Annotated in this window: 14 protein-coding genes, 1 tRNA gene and 1 riboswitch; of the genes, 8 read left to right on the top strand and 7 right to left on the bottom strand. The window is 57.4% G+C overall.

What is annotated here, in order from left to right; all coding sequences use genetic code 11:
• The first annotated feature begins 2 nt into the window (after positions 1-2).
• Both GN112_RS21285 and GN112_RS21280 read left to right on the top strand, forming a co-directional pair.
• Positions 3-1,175 (top strand): DNA polymerase Y family protein, encoded by a 1,173-nt coding sequence (locus tag GN112_RS21285; protein WP_155312058.1) that lies wholly within the window; start codon positions 3-5, stop codon positions 1,173-1,175.
• A gap of 1 nt (position 1,176) precedes the next feature.
• The gene (locus GN112_RS21280) at positions 1,177-4,284 is read left to right on the top strand and encodes a DNA polymerase III subunit alpha (RefSeq protein ID WP_231717085.1); all 3,108 of its coding nucleotides are present in this window, start codon (positions 1,177-1,179) and stop codon (positions 4,282-4,284) included.
• Here GN112_RS21280 and GN112_RS21275 read toward each other — a convergent pair.
• The 3 genes from GN112_RS21275 to GN112_RS21265 form a co-directional block, all read right to left on the bottom strand.
• Positions 4,231-4,563, bottom strand: a complete 333-nt coding sequence (locus tag GN112_RS21275) for a hypothetical protein (RefSeq protein WP_155312057.1) — start codon at positions 4,561-4,563, stop codon at positions 4,231-4,233. The genes GN112_RS21280 and GN112_RS21275 overlap by 54 nt on opposite strands.
• A gap of 46 nt (positions 4,564-4,609) precedes the next feature.
• On the bottom strand, positions 4,610-6,400 hold the full coding sequence (locus GN112_RS21270) for a CPBP family glutamic-type intramembrane protease (protein ID WP_155312056.1): 1,791 nt from the start codon (positions 6,398-6,400) through the stop codon (positions 4,610-4,612).
• A 255-nt stretch (positions 6,401-6,655) separates the two neighbouring features.
• The gene (locus tag GN112_RS21265) at positions 6,656-8,536 is read right to left on the bottom strand and encodes an FHA domain-containing protein (protein WP_155312055.1); all 1,881 of its coding nucleotides are present in this window, start codon (positions 8,534-8,536) and stop codon (positions 6,656-6,658) included.
• Positions 8,537-9,124: 588 nt separating this feature from the next.
• Between GN112_RS21265 and GN112_RS21260 the strand changes: the two genes are divergently transcribed.
• Together GN112_RS21260 and GN112_RS21255 are read left to right on the top strand one after the other, a co-directional pair.
• Positions 9,125-10,138 carry a S1C family serine protease gene (locus tag GN112_RS21260; RefSeq protein WP_155312054.1) on the top strand — a complete coding sequence of 338 codons (1,014 nt, stop codon included), beginning with the start codon at positions 9,125-9,127 and terminating at the stop codon, positions 10,136-10,138.
• A 38-nt stretch (positions 10,139-10,176) separates the two neighbouring features.
• On the top strand, positions 10,177-12,126 hold the full coding sequence (locus GN112_RS21255; protein ID WP_155312053.1) for a tetratricopeptide repeat protein: 1,950 nt from the start codon (positions 10,177-10,179) through the stop codon (positions 12,124-12,126).
• A gap of 92 nt (positions 12,127-12,218) precedes the next feature.
• On the opposite strand, the gene hutH is transcribed toward GN112_RS21255, so the two are convergent.
• The 3 genes from hutH to GN112_RS21240 all read right to left on the bottom strand — a co-directional run bounded on the left by hutH (position 12,219) and on the right by GN112_RS21240 (position 15,990).
• Positions 12,219-13,766 carry a histidine ammonia-lyase gene (gene hutH / locus GN112_RS21250; protein WP_155312052.1) on the bottom strand — a complete coding sequence of 516 codons (1,548 nt, stop codon included), beginning with the start codon at positions 13,764-13,766 and terminating at the stop codon, positions 12,219-12,221.
• Positions 13,767-13,813: 47 nt separating this feature from the next.
• Positions 13,814-13,927 (bottom strand): hypothetical protein, encoded by a 114-nt coding sequence (locus GN112_RS21245; protein WP_331457538.1) that lies wholly within the window; start codon positions 13,925-13,927, stop codon positions 13,814-13,816.
• A gap of 536 nt (positions 13,928-14,463) precedes the next feature.
• On the bottom strand, positions 14,464-15,990 hold the full coding sequence (locus GN112_RS21240) for a transposase (protein ID WP_155312051.1): 1,527 nt from the start codon (positions 15,988-15,990) through the stop codon (positions 14,464-14,466).
• Positions 15,991-16,133: 143 nt separating this feature from the next.
• Between GN112_RS21240 and GN112_RS21235 the strand changes: the two genes are divergently transcribed.
• The 4 genes from GN112_RS21235 (at position 16,134) to GN112_RS21220 (ending at position 19,921) form a co-directional block, all read left to right on the top strand.
• Complete coding sequence (locus tag GN112_RS21235; protein ID WP_162459059.1) at positions 16,134-16,598, top strand: cache domain-containing protein; 465 nt, start codon at positions 16,134-16,136, stop codon at positions 16,596-16,598.
• A gap of 46 nt (positions 16,599-16,644) precedes the next feature.
• Positions 16,645-18,594 (top strand): methyl-accepting chemotaxis protein, encoded by a 1,950-nt coding sequence (locus GN112_RS21230; protein ID WP_162459058.1) that lies wholly within the window; start codon positions 16,645-16,647, stop codon positions 18,592-18,594.
• 353 nt (positions 18,595-18,947) lie between these two features.
• A complete protein-coding gene (gene cysQ / locus GN112_RS21225) occupies positions 18,948-19,784 on the top strand; it encodes a 3'(2'),5'-bisphosphate nucleotidase CysQ (protein ID WP_155312048.1) in 837 nt (278 codons plus the stop codon).
• Between the two features lie 62 nt (positions 19,785-19,846).
• Positions 19,847-19,921, top strand: a tRNA-Val gene (locus GN112_RS21220).
• A gap of 194 nt (positions 19,922-20,115) precedes the next feature.
• Here the strand turns inward: GN112_RS21220 and GN112_RS21215 are convergent.
• Positions 20,116-23,217, bottom strand: coding sequence for a fibronectin type III domain-containing protein (locus tag GN112_RS21215; RefSeq protein ID WP_155312047.1), 3,102 nt, complete (start codon positions 23,215-23,217; stop codon positions 20,116-20,118).
• A gap of 64 nt (positions 23,218-23,281) precedes the next feature.
• Positions 23,282-23,375, bottom strand: a riboswitch (cyclic di-GMP riboswitch).
• Positions 23,376-23,665: the final 290 nt, after the last annotated feature.

The raw sequence follows: 23,665 nt of genomic DNA, 5'->3' as shown, positions 1-23,665 counted from the left end.
GAATGGACCGATCCATCATTCACATCAATGTGGCTGATTTCGCCGTGGCCGTGGAACGGGTGCTCGACCGCCGGCTCGCCGGCCGGCCGGTGATCATCGCCCCGGAAGGCGCCGCCCGGGCCGTTGTTTACGACATGAGTGAAGAGGCGTATCAGGCCGGGGTACGCAAACACATGCCATTGGGGTGGGCCCTGCGCCGGTGCCGGGGCGCCCAGGTACTTTCCCCCCGGCCGGAACGCTATCGCCAGGCCATGGCCCGGATGCTGAAAACCGCTTTGCCCTATTCGCCGCTCATCGAGCCGGGCGATGATGACGGTCATCTGTTTGTGGATATCAGCGGCAGCAGCCGGCTGTTGGGTCCGCCGGTGGATGTGGCCTGGCGGCTGGGTCGCCATATCCAGGCGGACATGGAGCTGGTGCCGATCTGGTCCCTGGCCGCCAACAAGCTCGTCGCCAAAACCGCCTCCCGTCTGGTCAAACCCGACGGTGAGTATATTGTGGAGCCCGGCGACGAAGCCGCGTTTCTGGCCCCGCTGCCCCTTTTTCTGATCCCCGGCATCGAATCCGGCGACCTGGCGCGCCTGAACGATTTCAATATCACCCGGGTGTCCGAGGCGTGCCGGCTTACCATCGACCAGTTGCAAACCATCGTTGACCAGCGGGGAGCGGTCATCCATGACCGGATTCGGGGCATTGACCCGTCTCCCGTTCGTCAGATCGGCCAGCCGCTGCCGAAAATCGTCCACAGCATCGAGTTAGGTAACGATATCCACCACCGTGTGCAAGCGGAGCACAGCCTTTACCGGCTGGTGGAACAGGCCGGCCGGGATCTGCGGCGACAAATCCTGGCCGCCCGGCGCGTTGGCCTGATCCTGGAATACACCGACGGTGTCCGTCGTGCCCGGCAGACCGCCATTCGGCCGGCCACGGCCAACGACTTTTCCCTCTTCAACCACGCCCGGCAGGTGCTCGATCTGGCCTGGACCCGCCGGGTGCGGATGCGGCGCATGACCGTCATCTGTGATCGTCTGGTCTTTCCGCCGGCCCAGCGCCCCCTGTTCGAATCAGAGCGCCGCCACATGGAAAAACAGGACCGGCTGGTGGCCGCCATGGACCGCATTCGCCGGCGTTTCGGGTCCCAGGCCGTGACCGTGGGACGGACGTTGGTGGCGTAGATTGAAGCCATCTGCGATGAACCAGCCTTTCATTCCCCTTACGCTTCGCTCCCATTACTCCCTGATGTGGGGCACCGACTCACCGACGGCCATCTGCCGGGCGGCCCGGCGACTGGGCTACGAGCGGCTGGCCCTGACCGACACGGACAACCTCTGCGGCCTGTGGCCGTTTCTGCATGCCTGCCGGGAAGAGGGGCTTACCCCCATCGTGGGGGCGGAAGTCACCGATCCGTGCAGCACCCGGCGGGCCGTCTGCCTGGTCAGAAATGGTGACGGCTACGCCAACCTGTGCCGCCTGATCACCCGACGTCACCGCGACCCGGCATTTGATCTGGCCACGGCATTGCCCGCTTCGGCCGGGGGACTGCTGGTGCTCACCGGCCATGCCGACCTGTTGGCGGACTGGCACCGGTCCGGGGTACGGGTGGCCGCCGCCCTGCCCCGGCGCCCGCCATCGCCGTTCCATCCCCTGGTGCAGGCGGGCCGCCGTCTGGGCCTGCCCCTGGTGGCCACCCCGGGCAGCTTCTTTCTTGACCCGCAAGATCTGGCGGTGCACCGCCTGCTGCGGGCCATTGCCGGCAACACGACCCTCTCGCGCCTGGAACCGTCGGCGATTGCTCCGGCCGACGCCTGGCTGGCCGCGCCGGATGTCTACCGCCACCGTTTTGCCGTTTGTCCGGAAGCCATTGAGAATGCCCTCCGGCTGGCCGGGACGATCACCTTCAGCGGCCCTGACTTCGGGCTGGTCATGCCTCCCTGGAAGGACGAAAACGGTCGCAGCGCTGACGATTGCCTGCGCCGGGCCGCTTTTGCCGGCGCCCGCCGGCGGTACGGACAGGAGCTGGGCAAAGCCGTGGCCCAGCGCCTGGAGCACGAACTGGCCACGATCGCCCGCATGGGATTCTCGGCCTATTTCCTGGTGGTCGAGGAAATCGTTTCCCAGAGCCCGCGCACCTGCGGGCGGGGGTCGGCCGCCGCCTCGCTGGTCGCCTACTGCCTGGGCATCACCAATGTCTGCCCGGTCAAACACAACCTTTACTTCGGCCGATTTCTCAATCCCGGGCGGAGCGATCCGCCGGACATCGACGTGGACTTTGCCTGGGATGAACGCGACGCGGTTATCGCCGGCGTGCTGGATCGGTTTGCCGGTCGAAGCGCCATGGTGGCCAGCCACATTCTTTTTCAGCCGCGCATGGCCCTTCGGGAAACGGCCAAGGTATTCGGCATGCCTGCGGCCGAGATCGGCCGGATCAGCCGGAGGCTGCCCTGGTTCTGGCACCGGGACGAACTGGATGCGAGCCTGCTGGAAAACCTGCGTCAGCGTCCCGAGACCCGCCACCTGGATTTTGCCCGGCCCTGGCCGCAGATCATGGCCCTGGCCCAGCGGATCATCGGCATTCCGCGCCACCTCTCCGTGCATCCCGGCGGAGTGGTGATCACCCCGGCGCCCATTGACGGCTACGTGCCCATCGAAACCGCGCCCAAGGGAGTACCGATCATTCAGTGGGACAAGGACGCGGCCGAGGACGCCGGCCTGGTGAAGATCGATCTTCTGGGCAACCGCAGCCTGGGGGTGATCCGGGATACTCTGTCGGTCATGCGCACCAACGGCATCGCCTTTGACGAGCAGCACTGGGCGCCCGAGGACGATCCGGCCACCCGCCGGACCATCGCCCGGGGACAGACCATGGGCTGTTTCTACATCGAAAGTCCGGCCATGCGCCTGCTTCACCAGAAAGCCGGCAACGGCGACTTCGATCACCTGGTGATCCATTCCTCCATTATCCGGCCGGCGGCCAACGAGTATATCCAGGCCTACCTGGAACGTCTGCATGGTGCATCCTGGGACCCGATCCACCCACTTCTGGCCGATGTGCTGGACGACACCTTCGGCATCATGGTCTATCAGGAAGATGTCTCCCGGGCGGCCGTGGCCCTGGCCGGGTTTTCCGATGCCGAGGCCGACGGCCTGCGCAAGATCATCGCCAGGAAAGACCGTGAGCGCCAGTTGGCCGACTTCCGGGAACGCTTCATGAAAGGCGCCGCTGCCCGGGGCGTTTCAGTGGCCCGGGCCGAGGCGGTGTGGCAGATGATGATGAGCTTTTCGGGCTACTCCTTCTGCAAGCCCCACAGCGCATCCTACGCCCGGGTCTCCTTCCAGGCGGCCTATCTCAAGACCCACTTCCCGGCAGCGTTCATGGCCGGGGTGATCAGCAATCAGGGCGGGTTTTACAGCACCTTCGCCTATGTCTCCGAGGCCCGGCGCATGGGGCTGGCCATCGATCCGCCAGACGTCAACCGCAGCCGGATCCATTGGACCGGCCAAAACCGGCGCCTGCGGGTGGGCCTGATGGCCGTGGGCGGGCTCAGCCGGTCCACCATGGAGCGGATCGTTGCCGGTCGGCCGGCCTCCGGGTTTCCCGACATGGCCGGTTTTCTCGCCCGCGTGCAACCCGACGAAGACGAGGCGCGGGCCCTGGTCCATTGCGGCGCCCTGGACGGCCTGGACCCCGAGGCCTCACGCACCCGCCTGCGCTGGGCCCTGGCCGCCTGGCAGACCGAGCGGCGGCGATCGCACCAACGGGAGGAGCTGTTCGCCCATCAACGGATCGCCTCGTCGGCCGTTCCGCCACCCGGTTTCCCGGCCGCGGACCCGATCGTCCGCCTGCGCCGGGAGTTTGCCGTGCTGGGATTTCTCTGCAGTCAGCACCCCATTACCCTGTTCCGTGAATCCATCGCTTCCCGGTGCACGGTCAAGGCCGACCAGCTGGTCCATCGGGTGGGGCGGCGGGTATGCCTGGCCGCCTGGCTGGTGACCGGCAAGATCGTCCGCACCCGCCAGGGCAACTCCATGCAATTTCTCACTTTCGAAGATGAGACCGCTATCGTGGAAACCACTTTCTTTCCCGAGACCTACCGGCGCTTCTGCCATATGCTGGACCGCCATCGGCCCTACCTGCTGACCGGCACCGTGGATGAGAATTGGGGGGTGGTGACGCTTACGGTGGAACGGGTGGCACAGGTGAGAAAAAATATATCCCGCCGGAAACGCCGGTCAATCGATAAATTGGCGAAGGATGCTGTGCTTCTCCTTGATTTCTCCGATTAACCGATCGTAACGCCGCATTCTGATGATCGAACGGGAAACCAGATACCCGCCCAGAACCACCAGTGCCGTGTTGAGCAGCAACAGCGGGATGAGAAAATGCAGCACATGCAGGACGTCGTAATATTTGGAAGTGGCGATCAGCAGACCCGTGACCGACAGCGGCAACGCCAGCACGGCGATGCCGGTGCGCATGACGGCGAGGGAGGTGCGCTTTTCGGCCAGGATCAACTGGACTTCGTTGATGGCGATGCCACTGGTTTGCGTTTTTTCGTCGCTCAAATCAAGGGCCTCTTTCTGATTTTCAGCGTTATTCCAGGATGTGGGATCACATGAGCCTGTAAACCAGAAGTGCGGTCAGTGCGGCAAGAGCATGAAACAGCCAGGCGGGAAGAATGCTGTGGGAACGTTCCCGGATCATGCCGGCAGCGACACCGAACATTCCGGCCACGAGGACCGCTTTGATCAGCAGACTGCTGGTCAGAGTGGTCATGATCGGACCATCGGCGAGCATGAGGGTCTGGATACCGATGGCGATGGCATACAAAAGGGTCGATCCAATGGTCGGCCCTGAGAAAAACCAGCGGCTTTCGGAATCCTGAATACTGGCCAGTTGCGCCATCATCCCATGCACCAGCCCCCGGAAGAGCAGTTCCAGGGAAAGCGGCAGCAGAACCAGGGCCAAGGCCCAGGCGAGATAAGGATCCGTGGCGAACATGGTTTTGTCGGGAGTCAGCATCCCGCCGGTCAACCCGCATATGACGGCAATCGGCAAAATCCGCCACCAGTCTTTGCCGGCCGGCAGCATGATACCAAACTGCCAGGGGCGTCGAAACGCCACGATGGCCAGCGTAACCAGCGTAACTATCAGCAGGGCCGAATAATATCCGAATTCCTGGCTGCGCATCCCCGTACTCAACCGGCTCAGCCACAAGGTCGGCGGCCAGTTCTGGGCGGTGGCGACAGCGGCAAACAGAATCGACAGGCAGAACAGCGCGCTGAGCAGAAAGCGCTTCACGTGACGGATGTCGCTGCGTTTTTCGATGACATCGCGGCAGGCCGAGACAATCTCCGCGGGAGAGAGTTTGGTCCCCAGGTCCCTGGGAGAGCCCCCGATATCACCGGAACCGCCCCAGCGGTTGACCCCCATGCGCCCCTTGACCGCCGGATCAGTATAGTTGAGGCGCTGATAGACGTCTTCCAGGTTGACGGGCATGAACAGGTCCATCTGCCGCAGGGTGTAATTGTTCTTTTCCTTGCGCAGGGCCACCCAGCCCAGCCGGTTGCCGTACAGTTTGGTGAGGTGGGGCTCCAGTTCGTATATTCCCAGATCGGATGCCACCACCACGGCGATACGGTTGTTGGTCAATTCGATACGGGCCAGTTCTTCAATCCCTTTGAAATCGTCCAGTTCACCGACCTTGATGAGAAACTGGTCCAGCTTGCGCAGCACACTGATGGTGTATTCGGAATAATCGGTTTTGGTCCATTCCCCGGCCTTCTTCCGCTCCAGTTCGTCGGTACGCAAACGATCGATGACGCGCATCAGCTTCTGCAGCAAATCCGCCGGCAGGCCGCTGAGCTCACGCAGTTCCAGGCCAAGGGAATCGATAACGCCTTCCAGGCGGACCAGCGCAAAAAGTGCCCGCCGGTTGATGGCCTCACGGTTGTTGACGCGTTGGTGGTTGAGAATGATCCAGATGGCCAGAATCGTGTCCAGGTCTGGTTCGTTGGCGAAAATTTTCCATTCCCGGTCACGCAGGTCCAGCCCTTTCACACACATGATCAGGGCCTGCTCACAGGTGGCTAAGGTGAATGCGCGCACGCAGCCCTCGTGGTGGTCCAGGTTGTAGACCTTGCGATCATGGTCAAGGAACGGTTCGACCTGGGCAACGCCATCCAGATAGATGGTTCCCGGGGGGGCCTTGCGCGCGGCAGAAGTCGCAACCGTCAGCCCGGCTTTGACGATCACCTGCAGGTTGGGCGCCTCGAGACAGGTCAGGACCCGGTCGGTCCCCGCCTCTTTTATCGCATAGCGATCCGGGAAACTGTTTCCGGTGGTATCCGTTTTCAGGTTCCCGTTTCCCAGCGTAAAAGGTGATTGATCCGTATCTTCCATGTCCGCGACACCGTCCTGAGCTTAGTAGAATCCAACCAATAGACACGAAAAACATGCTATTCATCCATAACAACCCGTTCGAAGGGGGTCAACAGGTTAATCTGGCCAGGCACGCCTTTCGCAAACGGCGATTAATTTTTTATCTAAATGATATTATTAATAAAAATGGCGTATTCCAGCAGGGATGACATAACGGGGGTGGGGACTCCCGGAAACCGTCAGGTCGGGCAACCCCGATTCGCTTCCGGCATTTGCTCACAGCACCCGGCCGTGGTCGTCAAATTCCATTCCCAGTTCCACCTTCTCTTCATCGGAGAGGAAGTTGACCGACATAATTTCCACAGGGTCCGGCTCGTCATGGGTCGGTACCACGGTCATGCTGACCCATGGATGCCCGTCGCCGCCGAAAGTAACCACACAAAACAGGTCGCAGGCGGTCACGTCGTAACCATCAGATTTGATCCACTTGAAAATAAACTGGGTGAATCCGCCATGCTGATCACCGAACCAGCGGGATGCATCGTCCGCCGGCACCGGCAGTGTGCAGATCACATAAAAGACGTTGCCTTTGATCAATGAGGAACAGGTGTGCTCCGGATCGATATGCAACTGCTGCATGTTTTCCCGGGCCTGAATGGCGATGGCCGTACACATGGCCCCAGAAAAACAGGTCTCCACGAAACGATGGTACTTTTCTCCCAGCAAGCGGATCCGTTCCAGATGCCGGACCAGGCAATCCAGGAAAGGCTTTTCCGATTCCACCATGCCGGTGTGAAGATCCGACGGTTCCTCGGCCTGTGCCCCCAGGGCGGTAATGTCCAACAGGACGGTGTCACCACTGATAATCTGGTCCAGCCGGATAAATTGGAACGTCAGATTGGCAAAATTGATCCGATCGCCGCTTTTCAGACGCAGGGGCGTGTTGGCAGGCACCTGATGGTCGTTGAGACGGGTGCCGTTGGTGCTGCGCTGATCCTCAAGGTAAAAGGCGCCGTCACGATACTCGATGGTGGCATGCAGGTTGGACACCGTGGCGGTGGCCAGCAGCAGGTCATTTTTGCCATCCCGTCCCACGGTGACCCGGGCCTTGTCAAACCGGTAGACGGCAATGCTGTCCGGGCCAAGATCCTGGAGTTCCCACTGTGGCGGCGGGGTGCGGACTCCCATCATGGACGGGGTTTCGCCTTTGCGCCCCCCCAACCAGGCCGGCAGGCTGAAAAGCTTGAACACCAGAACGGCCACCATCCCCATGAGCACAAAAATGATCAGCAAAAGAGGCAGGTAGAACTTCCAGAAACTGCGCGACGCATTCGGCATGGTCGCCACATCCGGCACCACAGGGGGAGAGACCCCGGCATCGTCGGCTTTCTCCGGTGTCTCCGCGGCTGGCGTGGGCGCCGGCACCGGTTCAGCCATGGCCACCGGCAGGGGGGCGGGGGACGGGGGTAACAGAAACGCCTGGAGGCGGTCCAGCACCCCGGCGATATCTTCGGCCTGCGCGGCCCGGAAATAGGTCCCCTCCGTGCGTGTGGCCATCGTCTGAATCAGCGGGAAGTCGGCATTTTCGGTGAACGCAATGCCCAGGATCCGGATCCCGGAGGCACGGCAATCGGCAGCCAGGTCGGTTTTCAGCCAGCGGGTGCGTTCGCTGTCTTTCTGTCGGTTTCCCGTATCCACAATTCCATCGGTCAGGAAAATAATGCTTTTCCGGGTATGCGCCCGACCCTTTGTTTTCAATTCATAGGCCGCCCGTTCAATGCCGGCGGCACTGTCGGTGAATTTTCCGCGGTAGTCGACTTTTTCCAGGCTTTCGGCAAGCCCCTGGCGGGCAACCGGGTCCGTGAGGTCGCCAAGCGGCTGCAGCAGGCGGGCCCGTTGGTCGAAAAGCACCATGCCCACGCGGACGGTTTCGGGCAGTTGCTCCAGAAATGCCAGCACCGTTTTGGGGGTCTGGAATTGGGGATCGTTTTTGCGCATGCTGCCGGAATTATCGAACACGAAAACCACGTCTGCCATGCCGTCGCCTTCGCTTTGGACGCAATGGCCGGGAGGCTGCATGCCGAAAACAAAAACAGCCACTGTTGCCAGCAACAGTAGAAAGATCACAACAGGCCGAGCCGGGCTGATACGATACATAACTCCCTTTCCTGGTAGCGCCCGCAAAGGCGGCTGCCGGTTTCATAATCGCTGGGTTCTTCAGGCAATATGGTCACGGCCGGAGTGGCGGGAGAAGCGAGGCTGCCATCCCAGGTACCGTTCAACGAAACAATTGCCGGCGAGTATGCATCGGGAATGGCCGTAACCTGTTTCTCTTTTTAGATATCCAAAGGCGGGTGGAAAGTCAATTCAGAGCGTTGGTGGCCGGGGCCCGGTTCCGACCCATCCGAGGGGTCGCCGCCTGCATCCGGCGCCGCGTGATCCCCACGGGTGTGCCGTCAGCCGATCTGAAACACGCAAATACCAACTTTCGGAATACTTGAGAAGCACAAACTGCATTGTCGAAGAAGAATCCGCGATTGGCGACAGGCCGGTTTCCAGGCCGCCGAGCCCAATGGAAACATCTCTTTTTCATTTGATTTTCGCCATCATTCCCGATAGACCACTAAGTATACGAACGCATTGAACCAGGCTGATCCGCCGTTGACGGGGCCGGCTACCACCATGTAAACCATGTAAAAAGAGGGAAGGCGAACCGGTGTCCGATTCCCGGCCAATCAGCAGAACGTGATCCGTCGCATTGCCATTGCCTGCCTGGCGGCGATGCTGGTTGTCATACCACCCGCAGCGGCCATGGAGGGTACCCCCTGTCCGGATATGGGCAACCGTTTTCCGGCACCAGCCAATGAGATCGAGCAGGTTATTGCCGATTGGCTGGGCGGTCAGGGATTTATGGTCAGGCAGGCGTCGGTCGGATCCGGAGAATTTCACCTGTCTGCACGAACATCCAGGGAGGGGTGGGACATCCGTGTCCGGCCGCAATCGGCCCTGGCTGCCAGCGTAGCGGCGATATACCATGGCCCACGGCCAGCGGCGGACGCCTGCCGCCAGTTGCGTGAATCGATTGACGGCTACCTTCTGGATGCAGCTCCGGCGCCGTCCCAGCAGGTTCAGCAACCGTGCATCCCCAAGGTGGTGCGGGAAAAGACCGAAACCGTGGTCTGCATCCTGGCCAATACAAAAACGCACGAAATTCAGTTCTCCGGCTTCGTGATCGATCCGGACGGGCTGGTGCTTTGCACCGCCCATAACCTTACCGATCACCAGGCGGTCTCGGTCATCTTCTCCGATGGGACCCGCATGCCGGGTACCATCGCCGGACTGGACCTTGGCCGGGACCTGGCCCTGATCGCATGCAAAGCCAGCGATCTGCCATTCGTTTCCCTTGCCGACAGCCGGAATCTGCTTGACCGGGGGGAGCCGATCTTCTCCATCGGCTGCCCCAACAACCTGGGCATTACCCTCGCCCCGGGGACCATCAACGGTCCGCCCCGGCGAATGGGGCCCCACCCCCTGTGGCAGGTGGACATGCAGATCTACCCGGGCAGCAGCGGCAGTCCGGTGTTTGACGGCCAGGGGCGCCTGGTGGCCATGGTCAAAGGGCGATACCGGGGTACCACGTCAGTGGGTTTTCTGACCCCCGTGGAAACCATGTTTGCTTTTCTGCTAAAGGAAATCGGAAGCGAAACCGAGGCATCCCGGTCGACGGCAACCGGCGGTAAACAAGTTACCGCGCATTAATTTCCGAAGACCGGCACCCCTGATACAGGAGGAAAATCATGCACAGGACAATCCCATTGTGGCGGGCCATCGGGTTGGCCGTGGCCTTCTTTTGCTCTGCAATGCCAGCGACCGCTGCGCCGCTGAGCCCTGGCCAGCCAGGCCCCGAATTTACCTTGAACGATGCCCAGGGAACGCCTTTCGTGCTCTCCGCATTGAAGGATCACCAGATGGCGGTGCTCTACTTTTTTGATGCGGCATCCCGGCCCAGCCAGGAGGGGCTGGCCTATCTGAACAACCTGAAAAAGCGCTTTTTTGATAACAATCTGGTGGTCTGGGCCATTACCATGAGCCCGGCCGATGCCGTTACCCGCTACATCAAACAGACCACGCCGGCGTTTCCGGTTCTGCTCGATCCCGGTGAAGTCAGCACCCAGTACGGTGCCCGCACCATTTTGCCCTTTGTCTGTGTCATGGGACCGAATCGTCAGGTGCTGGATGTGTTTCAGGGGGGCGGGAAAAGCACCGAGGTCCTTCTGGTGCGTCTGGCGGAACGGACCCTGAATCGCAAACAGCATGACGTGGCCAAGGCAATCAGCGATACGGTCATCGCCAAGAATCCGAAAAACATGGCTGCCAAGGCGGTCAAGGGGTATGCGGAGATCGATTCGGGCAACCTGGACAAGGCCGAAGCCCTGTTCCAGGAGGTGGCCACCGCTTCGGGTGACGGCGAGGTGATCGGCAAGGAGGGGCTGAGCGCCGTGTACGCGCAAAAGGGCGAGGACGACAAGGCGCTGGCACTGGCCGACCAGGTGACCCGCAAGGCACCGCAGCGCAGCCTGGCCCATTTGGTCAAAGCCGACGTGCTCTACCGCCAGAACAAAAAAGATGCGGCCGAGACGGAATTGAAAACGGCGACCGGCAAAACGGAAGTTCCTCCCCACCAGCAGGCCGTGGCCCTGAACCGTTACGGCCGGTTTCTGGCCAGTATGGGTAAAAACGAACAGGCCCGCGAATTGTATGACCGGGCCGTGGCGGTGGATCCCTATCTCGTTGAAGCCACGGCCAACAAGGGGATGTCCTATCAGCGGGAAGGGCGGTGGGATCAGGCCCTGGCCGCCTACCAGAAAGCATCTGCCACCAGTACCGATGCTGCCGACGCCATTACCAATCTTCTGGCCCGCAAAGCCCAGGAGATGGTTGCCTTGCAGAAAGATGCCGAAAAACGCAAAGAGATCGACCGGCTGGTCAAAGACCTGGCCGCGCGCTACCGCAGCCAGAAACTGAAGCCGGTCAAAGAGATCGATGGGTGGACATCCCGGCCGCTGGTCTTCTCTTTTGTCGACTTTGAAGAGAAAGGCGGCCTGGCCGACCGGGACGGCATGGCGACCATCCTCACCGCCCAACTGGCCGATCACCTGAACGCCTCCGGCCGGGTCAAGGTCGTGGACCGCGTGGTGCTGAACCAGTTGCTGGCGGAACTCAATCTGGGATCTTCGGACCTGGCCGACCCCGACACGGCCCTGCGCCTGGGGCGGGTCATGGCGGCCCGCATCATGGGCACCGGCAGCCTGTTCATCATTCCCGGCGACACCCTGATCAATCTGCGCCTGGTGGACACGGAAACATCGGCCATCGCCAAAACCCTAACCCGGCAGCTGGGCCCGGAATCGGGATGGAGCAAAGCACTGCTGCGGTTGAATCGCGACATCCTCAGCGCCATTGTCAACCAATACCCGCTTAAGGGGTTCGTCGTTCGGGCATCCGGCGACCAGGCCCTGATCAACCTGGGCAGCAACCAGGGCATGGTGCAGGGCACCGTCCTGGATGTCATCGAAGAGAGCGCACCCATCGAGTACAAGGGACGCAAACTGCAGGGATTGCCCAAGGTGGTGGCACGCCTGGAGGTGGTCAGCGTAGAGCCGGACCTCTGCTATGCACAGGTGGTCAATAAAAAACGGGATCTGAAAAGAGATGACAAGGTTAAGGAGAATACATCGTCGATTTAAGGCGATTTCCGCTGATCGCCTAACGAGCGGCAAAGCGTGGCCGGGCCGGTAATCGGCGGACGGGCCACCATTTTCATCCTGTTGCTGGGTTGCTACTTCTCTACCTTGATGCGTCCCACCGCCGCCTCCACGGCATCGAGAATTTCACCGCTGCGCAGGACATTCCGCATGGTCTGAATGTCTTTGTACAGTTCACGATCCCGGTCCATGTAGGGGACGTGGCGGCGAATCACCCGATAGGCCTCGCGGGTTCCCCGGCCAGCGATCAGTTTGCGTGTTTCGGTGAGCAGGTCATAGGCTTGTGCCGCGCAGAGCAGTTCGATGGCGATCACACTCTCCACATTGGTGAGAATTTCTCGGCTCTGGCGGATGGCAATGGTGCCCATGCTGACGTGGTCTTCCTTGTTGGCAGAGGTGGGGATGGAATCCACACAGGCCGGATGGGCCAGTACCTTGTTTTCCGAAACCAAGGCCGCGGCGGCATACTGGCCGAGCATATAGCCGGAGTTGATTCCCCCTTCCTTTATCAGAAAGGCGGGCAGTTCGCTGAGTTGCGGGTTGACCAGCCGCTCGATGCGCCGTTCCGAAACACTGCCCAGTTCCGCCAGACCCATGGAGAGGTAGTCCGCCGCCATGGCCACGGGCTGCCCGTGAAAATTGCCCCCCAGGCGGAACTCCTCGGTATCCGGAAAGATCAGTGGATTGGTGGTGGTGGCATTGATCTCGATGTCGATCACCCGGCGGGCATGGGCCACGGCATCCTTGCTGGCACCGTGAATCTGGGGCGCACAACGCAGGGTATAGGCGTCCTGCACCCGGGCACAGCCCTGATGAGAATCGATGATCTGGCTCTCTGCGGTCAGGCGCAGCATGTTGTCGGCCGTGGCCAACTGCCCCGGATGGGGACGGACCTGGTGAATCCGCGGGTCGAACTCGCTGTTTGAACCCATGAGTACTTCCAGGGTCATGGCACAGGCGATGTCGGCCATTTTGGAAAGCCGCACCGCGTCATTGACCACCAGGGCGCCGATGGCCGTCATTACCTGGGTGCCGTTGATCAGCGCCAGCCCCTCGCCGGCGGACAGCCGAAGCGGGTTCAGTCCGATACGGGAAAGCGCCTCGTCACCGGGGATGCGTTCGCCGCGAAAAAAAGCCTCACCCTTTCCGATCAGCACCAGTCCCAGATGCGCGGTGGGTGCAAGATCGCCACTGGCGCCCACCGACCCCTTTTCCGGTACCACCGGCGTCACCCCTTGATTGAGAAATGCCAGCAGGTAGCGGATGGTCTCCATGCGGCAACCGGAGTAGCCCAGGCTCAGGTCGTGCACACGCAGGGCCATGATGGCGCGTACCACCGGCTCTGGCAGCGGTTCGCCCACACCGGCGGCATGGCTCATGAGGATGTTCTCCTGCAACCGGCGGGTATCCTTTTCGGAAATGGTCACATTGCACAGGGCTCCGAATCCGGTGGTGATGCCGTAGATTACCCGTTTCTCTTTGACCCAGCGTTCGATCAGGGCACTGGTTTTTGCCACCCGGGCTTCTCCGGAAGTGGAAACGTCGACCAATCGATCCATCCGGGCGACAGTCACCAGATCCTCGATGCTAATAGTTTCTTTATCCAGCAGCAGCGGTTGCATGGCCTATATTCTCCATAAAATTCGGTTCGGTCGGGAGGTCCTGGCGTCTATTTGGCGTTGTCAAACAGGCCTTCCACCCGGCGGCTGCCGGCCAGTACCAAGCCGAAACCGCCGTTGATCGCTTTGCCGATGCCTGTGCCGCCGCCGTTGTGCAGGGCCACCGATGAATCTATATTAATTTATATGACAAGCGATAATCGGATGCAATCCGTCAGTGGGAAAATCGAGTTAGGAAAGCTGCCGTTGCCTTGAGACAGCGGTCAAACTCCGCTTTATGGCGGATTCGCAGGACGGCCGGTTCTTCTTTTAAATTTTAGAAAATCCCCTTCTATCCCAACGTTTTCGTTACCATTCATTTTTTTAAGGTTCCGCCTAAAGATCCATCATAAGTGTACGATAAATTTAGAGAGCAGAAAAAAATCTTATTTAGAAGGACTACTTAAGCCTGTTAAAATCCAACCTTCTTCAACCGTCTTGCGGCTGGTTAGCGACCAATTGGGTCTAAATTTGGTCGATGATCTGGGAGGTATCTTGCTTTTCGAAGTTCCGTCCGTTCAGCTGGCGGTTGTTTTCGCTGTTTGAATTTAGTTTTGCGACTTTTTTGTATAGCTGAACACCCACTCAGATAAACAAGATCACCAACTTGGGCATCGTTAATGAATTATATTCTGTTTATATTTTACATTCATGGATCCCGTTAGGCAGCTGATAATAGCTCCAATTGCCGATCAAGATGTGGACGAGTACTCCTCGTGCCAGCCATCTCTATCAGCAACGTGGCCGCATTTGCAAAAATTGATTGAGCAAATATGTTGTGTTGCCCCCTAACTCGCGCATAATCCAGACCTTCTCGTTTTTTTAGAAGGTTGAAAACTCGCTCACCGTTCTTACGCAGATCTATCGCTTGCGATACTCCTTTCGTGGCATGCGGAATCGGTTGGAAACAGCCGGAATCAAACTCGATACGACGGCACTGCGGACAGACCGGCATTCGTGAACATTGTCCCGGAAGAGCCGCGCACTTGAATTCATGACCCTGTGAATCGCTACCGACATAATCCATCGCGATTTCACAAAAATCGCCACAAGTTACCTGGTATGTTTCAGGGTCGACATTACTCGGCAGCGTGACTTTCCGGTTCGGTGGTGCGATTACATGAACCCCGGTTTGCGCGAGTAAAGAGCCATCTTTATCATGGTAGGCTTCATCCGCCGTAATCAACTTCAAGTCCAAGCCAATGGCTTTTCCCAATTGGATTAAGGGTAGCGTAAAATTGCTGTCGTGATGATTTGCCGGAGCCAACAATGAGATCAATGGAATGCTTTGCCCATTTTCCGGATTGATCGCTGCCAGTGCATGCATCCGATAACCGACCACGTAGACCGATTTGTCGCGCTTGTTACGCCGCTTGCCGCAATCGCAATCAATGTCGTCGTAAATCCGAATGTTTTGGTTGCCGATTTTAAACTTTGCCAGCAAATACTGGCGATCAACGGCCAGTTCCGTAGAGTCGACAAAATGAACGTTGAAGGAATCCAACAGTCCCTTGCTCTGAAGCAAACATAGAATGTACACATTCAGATTGATCATCTGCGTGAACGAAAGCGAAGACCGGAATTGAGACATCTGAACGTGATTGATCATTTCACTGCGGTTCAAGGATAGGCCAATGAAAGCACGATTCTGTTTGTTCTCCATCCCTATGTAAGGGCTTGTTTCTTTGTGATTTTCGTAAGTTTTGTCATCGCCACAGAATTTACGATAACTGATTTCCGGGTATTTGATGGCTTTCAATATCTCGGCTCGAAGCATGTTACACGGAAAAAGATAACGGATGGCCGGTTTGTATCCATCGGGGGCGAGAATTTTGTTAACGATACGGTCATCGATCAATGAGTCGATGTATTGCAGTTCAATATCCTTAATGGCTGGATGAGAGCTGTGCTTTCCATAGAGTCTTAACAATGGGTTGGACTGGTGTTCGGCAACAAATTCAGCCATCTGATCTACCGTCATGATTCCTTCGGTTGGTTGCTGATCCGATAGGCCAATCAGATCTGGCACTGGCGTAGCAATTTCTTTGGAAGAATCATAATTTTCAATGACTTGCTCCAATACTTGACGCGCAATTTCCTTCTTTTCCTTTCGTGTGAGACGATGCCAGTTAGGAAATTGCGTTTTCAGTTGCTTACGAATCTGAGCCTTGATATCTTTATGATGCACGCAAAAAGCTCCTTTTGGAAGTATCCTACTTGGTCGTAGTCTACCTCCTTATAGGGGTTTTTCCATGCACAAGCAACTGTTTTTAAGACATATTATTCACTTTCTTTTAACACCCTTTACTTATGAAAAAAGCAGTGTTGGTATTGGCAATTGCGGTTTTATTTTCCTTTTCCCATGCGCACGCGGACGACGGCAAAGCGACGCCCGAGGATGTTTACAATCTGGTTTTAAAAGCCTACGAGGTGATCGGTACGTTGGGTGAAGAATCATTCCCAGCGTTTAACGACCCCAAGGGAGAGTTCGTCTATAAGGACACCTATGTTTATGTTCAGCGTTGCCCCAGTGAAATGATGGCCCACCCGTTTGCTCTGGACAAGCTGAAAGGCCTCGATCTTGACAAAAAGTTTGAATTTAACTCGAGGCTCTGCAAGGCCAGCGAACAAGCCGATGGGGGGTGGGAACAATACTACTGGCCGAAACCGGGTGAAACCGAACCGTCCCGCAAAGTGGCTTATGGCATCAAAGTCGAAGGAACACCATATACCATCTTTGCCGGTATATACAGTGATACGGCCAAAATCGAAGAATTGAATAAAACACTGCGCTAGTATTTCGAAAACAGCTGGGAAGAATAAAAGGGAATCAATGATGAAAATGAACATCCGCAATAAATTCCTGCTACCGACCATTTTGCTAATCATCGTTGGGATGGGGGTGTCGGCAACAATTTCGTATGTCAAATCCAAAAACGCCCTCAGCAATGCGTTGTTGGAAAACATCCAACAGCGGACCCGCTCAACGGCAACCAACCTTGAATCCTGGATCAAGGATCGCCAGCTTGATCTGAGAAGCTGGTCCCATGAGGAAATTTATGCCAAGGCGACCAAAACATCGATCATCGGCAAGGCGGCCCGGATTTCGGCCAACGAAAAATTAGCCCGCCTGCAGGCTGAATATGGGTATTATGAAGACATCTGCCTGGCAGGGGAAGATGGCATGGTAATCGCGGCCAATGCAGAAAAAATAGTCGGCAAGATCAATGTCAAAGATCGTGAATACTACAAAGCCGCCATGGCGGGCAACACTTATGTATCCGATGTTTCCCTCAGTCGTAACTCGGGAAATCCGGTCTTTTTTGTGTCCACGCCGGTGCAAGACAATAAACAGATCAAAGGTGTCCTGTTCGGCGTGGTGAGCATCACCCAGTTCAGCAAGCAATTTATCGATAACATCAAGGTTGGCCAAAGCGGATATGCTTTTGCCGTAAACGAGAACGGCTTTGTCATTGCCCATCCCGACAGATCCAAGATCATGAAGGAGAATATAAACAAATATGATTTCGGCAAGCAAATGCTGGCTCAAAAAAATGGTCTCCTTAACTACACATATAGTGGCGCCCAAAAAGAGCTTGCCTTTAAAGCCATCAAGGAACAGGGGTGGATCGTTGCAGTCAATGTTCCTGAAGCCGAAATCCTCGCCCCGGTGAAAAGCCTGGGGATGATAAACCTGATGGTGGCTGTTGTGGTCATCGCCGTTGCCACGGTGCTGATCTACTTTGTCACCTCCACGGTGGTCAAGCCCATCAACCGGGTGGTTGCCGGCCTGCAGGATGCCGCAGAAGGTGACGGCGACCTGACCAAGCGCATCGATATCAACAGCACCGACGAAGTCGGCGAGTTGGCCCTCTGGTTTAACACCTTCATCGAAAAGATTCAGCGCATCATTGCTGACGTCGCCCAAAACGCCCAAAATCTGACCACCGCTTCAAAGGAGCTGGCCACCATCGCCGAGCATCTTTCCGAAAGCGTGGACCGGACCTCCGGCAAAACCATAACCGTGTCCGCCGCCAGCGAGCAAATGAGCACCACCATCTCATCGGCCGCCGGAATCATGGATGAAACCGCCAGCAACCTGAACATCGTCGCCTCAGGGGCGGAAGAGATGACCGCGACTATCAGCGAAATCGCCGGCAACACGGAAAAAGGCCGCCAGATCGCCGAGGAAGCAGTTGGCCAGACCACCCATGCCACCAATCAGATCGAAGAGCTGGGCAATGCCGCCATGCAGATCGGCAAGGTGGTCGAAACCATCACCGAGATTTCTGAGCAGGTCAACCTTCTGGCACTGAACGCCACCATCGAGGCGGCCCGGGCCGGTGAAGCCGGAAAGGGATTTGCCGTGGTTGCCAACGAGATCAAAGAACTGGCCAAGCAGACGGCGGCGGCCTCCGGTGAGATCAAACTGCAAATAGAGGGTATTCAGAATTCCACCCAGGGCACGGTGACCGAAATCAACAGCATCGCCAAAGTAGTGGGCACAGTCAATGAACTCGTGTCTACCATCGCCGCGGCCGTGGAAGAGCAATCGGTAACCACCAAGGATATCGCCGGCAACGTGGCCAAGGCGTCTGAAGGTATGGGCGAAGTAAACACCACCATCGCTGAAAGCTCGGAGGCGGCCAATTCCATCGCCGCCGATATCACCGATGTCACCCAGGCCGCCGATGAGATGACCAATGTCAGTGCCCAGGTCAATGCCAGTTCCAAGGATCTGTTTGAACTTGCCGAAACCCTTAACGTCATGGTCAAACAGTTTAGGGTCTGATTTCCGAATCGTAGCTTAGCCCTGTTTGAAAACGCGTGATGGTCGACATCTCGCGTTTTTCGTTTTGGGGATGGGCGGCATGCGGGCAAACAACCAAACAATAGTCAGGCGCCTTTCTGACTAACGGCAACACCGGCGATAATTCCCGCGCAAAAAATTGCGCCGTGACAACCGTCATTACCGATCAATCACACAATACCATTTGACCAATGCAAAATGCATCGATAGAGTGCTCAAGAATCACAGCCGCGTTTCAGCCACCGGTTCCCCGTGATTAAAAGGCTGTTTGAAAAGCCCGGATCGGGTCCGATGACGATACGGAGCAACGAACCGAAAGGCAGGGAAGGCATTCCATGGAAAATCGATCAAGCTGGCTGTATTGCGCAATATCCGGCGCCCTGGCGGCAGGCAGGGCAATTCTCGACGTATACGGGTCATCGGACATGGGCATTGAGAAAAAAAACGATGATTCTCCCCTCACCCGGGCGGACCGCCGCGCCCATGAGATCATCCTGGCTGCCATCGGCGACCTGGGGATTCCCGTTCTCAGTGAGGAGGGGCGGGACATCGCCCATGAAGAACGCAGTCAGTGGCAACAAATGTGGATCGTCGATCCCCTGGACGGCACCAAGGAGTTTATCAAACGCAACGGAGAGTTCACCGTCAACATCGCCCTGGCCGAAAACGGAACGCCCACCATGGGTGTCATTTTCGTCCCTGTGGCCGACACCTTGTATTTCGCCGACACTCAGTCCGGTGCCTATAAAATCGATTCCTGCGGAGATCTTGCCGGTACAATGAGTCCCTCCGGAGGAGCAAGTGCGCTCTCGGCATTGCTGGAAAGAGCCGACCGCCTACCGCTGCCCCGCGACGAATCGCGCCCCTTTACTATCATGGGTAGCCGCTCCCATGCCACACCTGAACTTCAGGCTTATGTGGAAACCATGCGTCAAACCCATGCCGACCTGGCATTTATTTCAGCTGGCAGTTCTCTGAAAATTTGCCGCGTGGCCGAAGGCCGGGCAGACATATACCCCAGGCTGGGGCCCACCATGGAATGGGATACCGCTGCCGGTCAGGCCATCGCCACGGCCAGTGGCGCCCAGGTGATCCGCCACGACGACGGCACCCCCTTGAGGTACAACAAGGAGAATCTGCTCAATCCCTGGTTTATCGTCAAACGGGAGTAACGGCCGAGGAAAAAACGCTTGACTTCAAAGGGCCGCCTCTTTATATGTAAGGGCACTTTTTGGGGCGATTAACTCAGCGGGAGAGTGCCACCTTCACACGGTGGAAGTCACAGGTTCAAATCCTGTATCGCCCACCAGAAAACATAAGGATTTACAAGCATGTTGGCTTGTAAATCCTTTTTTATTGGCGTTTGCCAGCGTTCAGGGTAAGCGATTCCGAATGGGCTTGGCTTGCGTATCGTTTTGAAATACGACGGCCAGGGAGAAATTCCCTGGCCGTTCTTACTATCCCGATTGAATCGTCACATTAGATGCGCCGTCCGTAGGTAAGCTATCGTATCCGTAGGAATTTGAGACAGAATACCATCACCGTTGCTGAAGTGGAATTGCCCGCCGCATCAACCGCCGTCACCGTGATTATATTGGTGCCGCTTTGCAGTGGAATGGTATCGATTTGCCATGAATCGGTGCCCGCCGCAACACCGCTACCGCCGAGGCTGTTCACCCAGGTGATCTGCTCAACCCCTTGATCGTCCGAGGCACGACCGGACATGCTCATCGTCGAATACCTGGACAGCAGCTTGGTTTTCGACGGACTCTCGATCACCAGCGTCGGCGCGGTGGTGTCGACAGTCTCGGAGACCGACGGCGCGACATTGATCGTGACGCTATCCTTGCCCTGAAGGTCGCCACTGTCCGTAACCGTGAGTTCGAAGGTCAGCGATCCACCGTCGACACCCGCATCCGGTGCGATAAAGGTGGGCTTTTCAGCAGTGGCATCGGACAGTTCAACCGGGGTGCCGTCGGTCTGGCTCCAGCGGAAGGCTTTGATGGTATCGTCAATATCGGTGGACAGGGACCCGTCCAAGGTGACCTCGTCGTCGACATCGACCGACTGATCCGGGCCGGCGTCGGCCAGCGGCGCCTGGTTGACCCATTCGACAGTGATCAGTACGCTGTCCGTATCTTGGAGCCCACCGGTATCGGTAACGGTGAGCTGGAATGTCAGCGTTGCCCCTTCGGCGTCGATGTCCGGTGTATTGAAGGAGGCACTGGCCGATTGATTGCCCGAAAGGGTGACTGTCGGCCCCGCAAGCTGTGTCCAGTAGTAGGTGGCGATCCCGTCGTCTGGATCGGTAGAGCCGGAAGCATCCAGTACGACGGCCTCCCCTTCGCTGACGGTCTGCGCACCACCGGCGTCTGCCGTGGGCGGCACATTGACCCAGGTTACATTAACGATACAGGTGTCCACACTGGTTTCACCGTTATAATCGGTGACCGTCAGTTCGAACACCAGGGAGGCACCTGACGTGTCCACGTTTGGCGTGGTAAAGGTGACGACTTCCGCCTGGTCCGAGGCAATCAGGGTGACGTCGACCCCCTGAATCTGATTCCACTGAAAAGAGGCGATGCCATCGTCAAGGTCCACTGAATTGAGTCCGCTGAGGGTTACCAACTGGCCCTCATCCACAGTCTGATCCGGCCCGGCATCGGCAACAGGCGCCTGATTCTGCAAGGCGAAGCTGGCTACGACCGTATAATCAGCGCGGATGTCGTCAAGGCTAATGCTGCTCGACTGGCCCATGGAGCTGCCGTTGACCAGGACATCGAGGATTTCGTATCCGTCATCCACGGTGATCGTGAACGTCTGGCTGGAGCCGGCATCGACGGTGATCCTGCCCGATGGGGAGATGTTACCCCCGTCACCGGCTGAGGCCGTTATGGAGTAGGTGTCAATGGCAAAGCTGGCGCTGATGGTGTGAGCTGCGGAAACGGAAGTAAACGTATAGGTCGTTACCGCTCCCTGGGATACCCCGTCCACGAGCACATCCGCTATGTGATAACCGCTGTCCGCAGTAATGGTGAACGTCTGGTCCGCATCTCTGGAGACAGTGCTCGTCCCCGACGGTGAAATCGTACCCCCGTCACCGGCTGAGGCCGTTATGGAGTAAGTGTCAATGGCAAAGCTGGCGCTGATGGTGTGAGCTGCGGAAACGGAAGTAAACGTATAGGTCGTTACCGCTCCCTGGGATACCCCGTCCACGAGCACATCCGCGATGTGATAACCGCTGTCCGCAGTAATGGTGAACGTCTGGTCCGCATCTCTGGAGACAGTGCTCGTCCCCGACGGTGAAATCGTACCCCCGTCACCGGCTGAGGCCGTTATGGAGTAGGTGTCAATGGCAAAGCTGGCGCTGATGGTGTGAGCTGCGGAAACGGAAGTAAACGTATAGGTCGTTACCGCTCCCTGGGATACCCCGTCCACGAGCACATCCGCTATGTGATAACCGCTGTCCGCAGTAATGGTGAACGTCTGGTCCGCATCTCTGGAGACAGTGCTCGTCCCCGACGGTGAAAGCGTACCCCCGTCACCGGCTGAGGCCGTTATGGAGTAAGTGTCAATGGCAAAGCTGGCGCTGATGGTGTGAGCTGCGGAAACGGAAGTAAACGTATAGGTCGTTACCGCTCCCTGGGATACCCCGTCCACGAGCACATCCGCGATGTGATAACCGCTGTCCGCAGTAATGGTGAACGTCTGGTCCGCATCTCTGGAGACAGTGCTCGTCCCCGACGGTGAAAGCGTACCCCCGTCACCGGCTGAGGCCGTTATGGAGTAAGTGTCAATGGCAAAGCTGGCGCTGATGGAATGATCCTCGGAAACGGAGGTAAACGTATAGGTCGTTAACGCTCCCTGGGATACCCCGTCCACGAATACCGCCGCGATGTGATAACCGCTGTCCGCAGTAATGGTGAACGTCTGGTCCGCATCTCTGGAGACAGTGCTCGTCCCCGACGGTGAAATCGTACCCCCGTCACCGGCTGAGGCCGTTATGGAGTAAGTGTCAATGGCAAAGCTGGCGCTGATGGTGTGATCCTCGGAAACGGAGGTAAACGTATATTCTGTTACCACCCCTTGGGACACCCCGTCCACAAGCACATCCGCGATGTGGTAGCCGTCGTCCGCCATAATTGTGTATGTCTGATCCACGCCTTCGGAAACGGTGGTGGTGTCTGACGGGGAGACGGTGCCGCCTTCACCCGCCGTTGCCGTTATGGAGTAGGTTGCCGAAGTGGATGCCGGAGTGGTGTAGGAGACCTCTTCCGAATCAGCGCTTTCCAGGGTCCCCTCGTAGGCCCGAACCACAAAGTAGTATGTGGTATCATATTCCAGATTGTAAACGCTCCCTGAAGTATCCGTTCCGGTCCAGACGGGATCGGTGTAATCATATGCTTCACCATCGATCCTCTGAAAAATGCGATAACCTTCTGGCGCAGGGTCGTTCGCATCCCAGGCGAGGGTGACTTCGGTGGTTTGGGGAACCGCGTAGGTATCGGCAGAAAAGCCTTTCTCCGCGGACAAAAGGACAGTTAAAAAAACAATGGCGAGAAAAAGACCAATGTTGCACAATAAATGGTTTACCCGGACGGTCATGATGCATTCCTCCATGATTCTCATTTGGTAAGCGGTGAATCCGTGGAGGAAGCACCCGGTTACCCTCGGCTGCCCTGCTGCCATGTCTTCTTTCAAGCGGAAGATTTAGGCCAGTGGCTTTGCGCGCCACACTTTCGTATGGTTTGCCTTTATCGAGTAAGCGATGTTACTCTTCCCGGGATATCTATTAGCAAACATTATGCCACAACCTTGATTCTTATTGCACAAGCATTTTAACCAGATGTTTTTATATATATTTTAGTTTTCTAAGAATATTGCATCCATGGTACCAAATGAAGTATCCAATCGTTCAAGGCGTGCAATAAAAGTAACAAGCAAAGTAAATGAAAGTTCAAATATTGCACGTAAAAAACGGCCGGTGAAAAATAAGAAAGGCGTTGTGATATGGGGAAGTCGTGAACCTCGGTCGTGAGAAACCGTGGTCCTG

Source organism: Desulfosarcina ovata subsp. ovata, assembly GCF_009689005.1.
GTDB classification, from domain to species: Bacteria; Desulfobacterota; Desulfobacteria; order Desulfobacterales; family Desulfosarcinaceae; genus Desulfosarcina; species Desulfosarcina ovata.
This window is presented reverse-complemented; position numbering and strand designations above follow the sequence as displayed.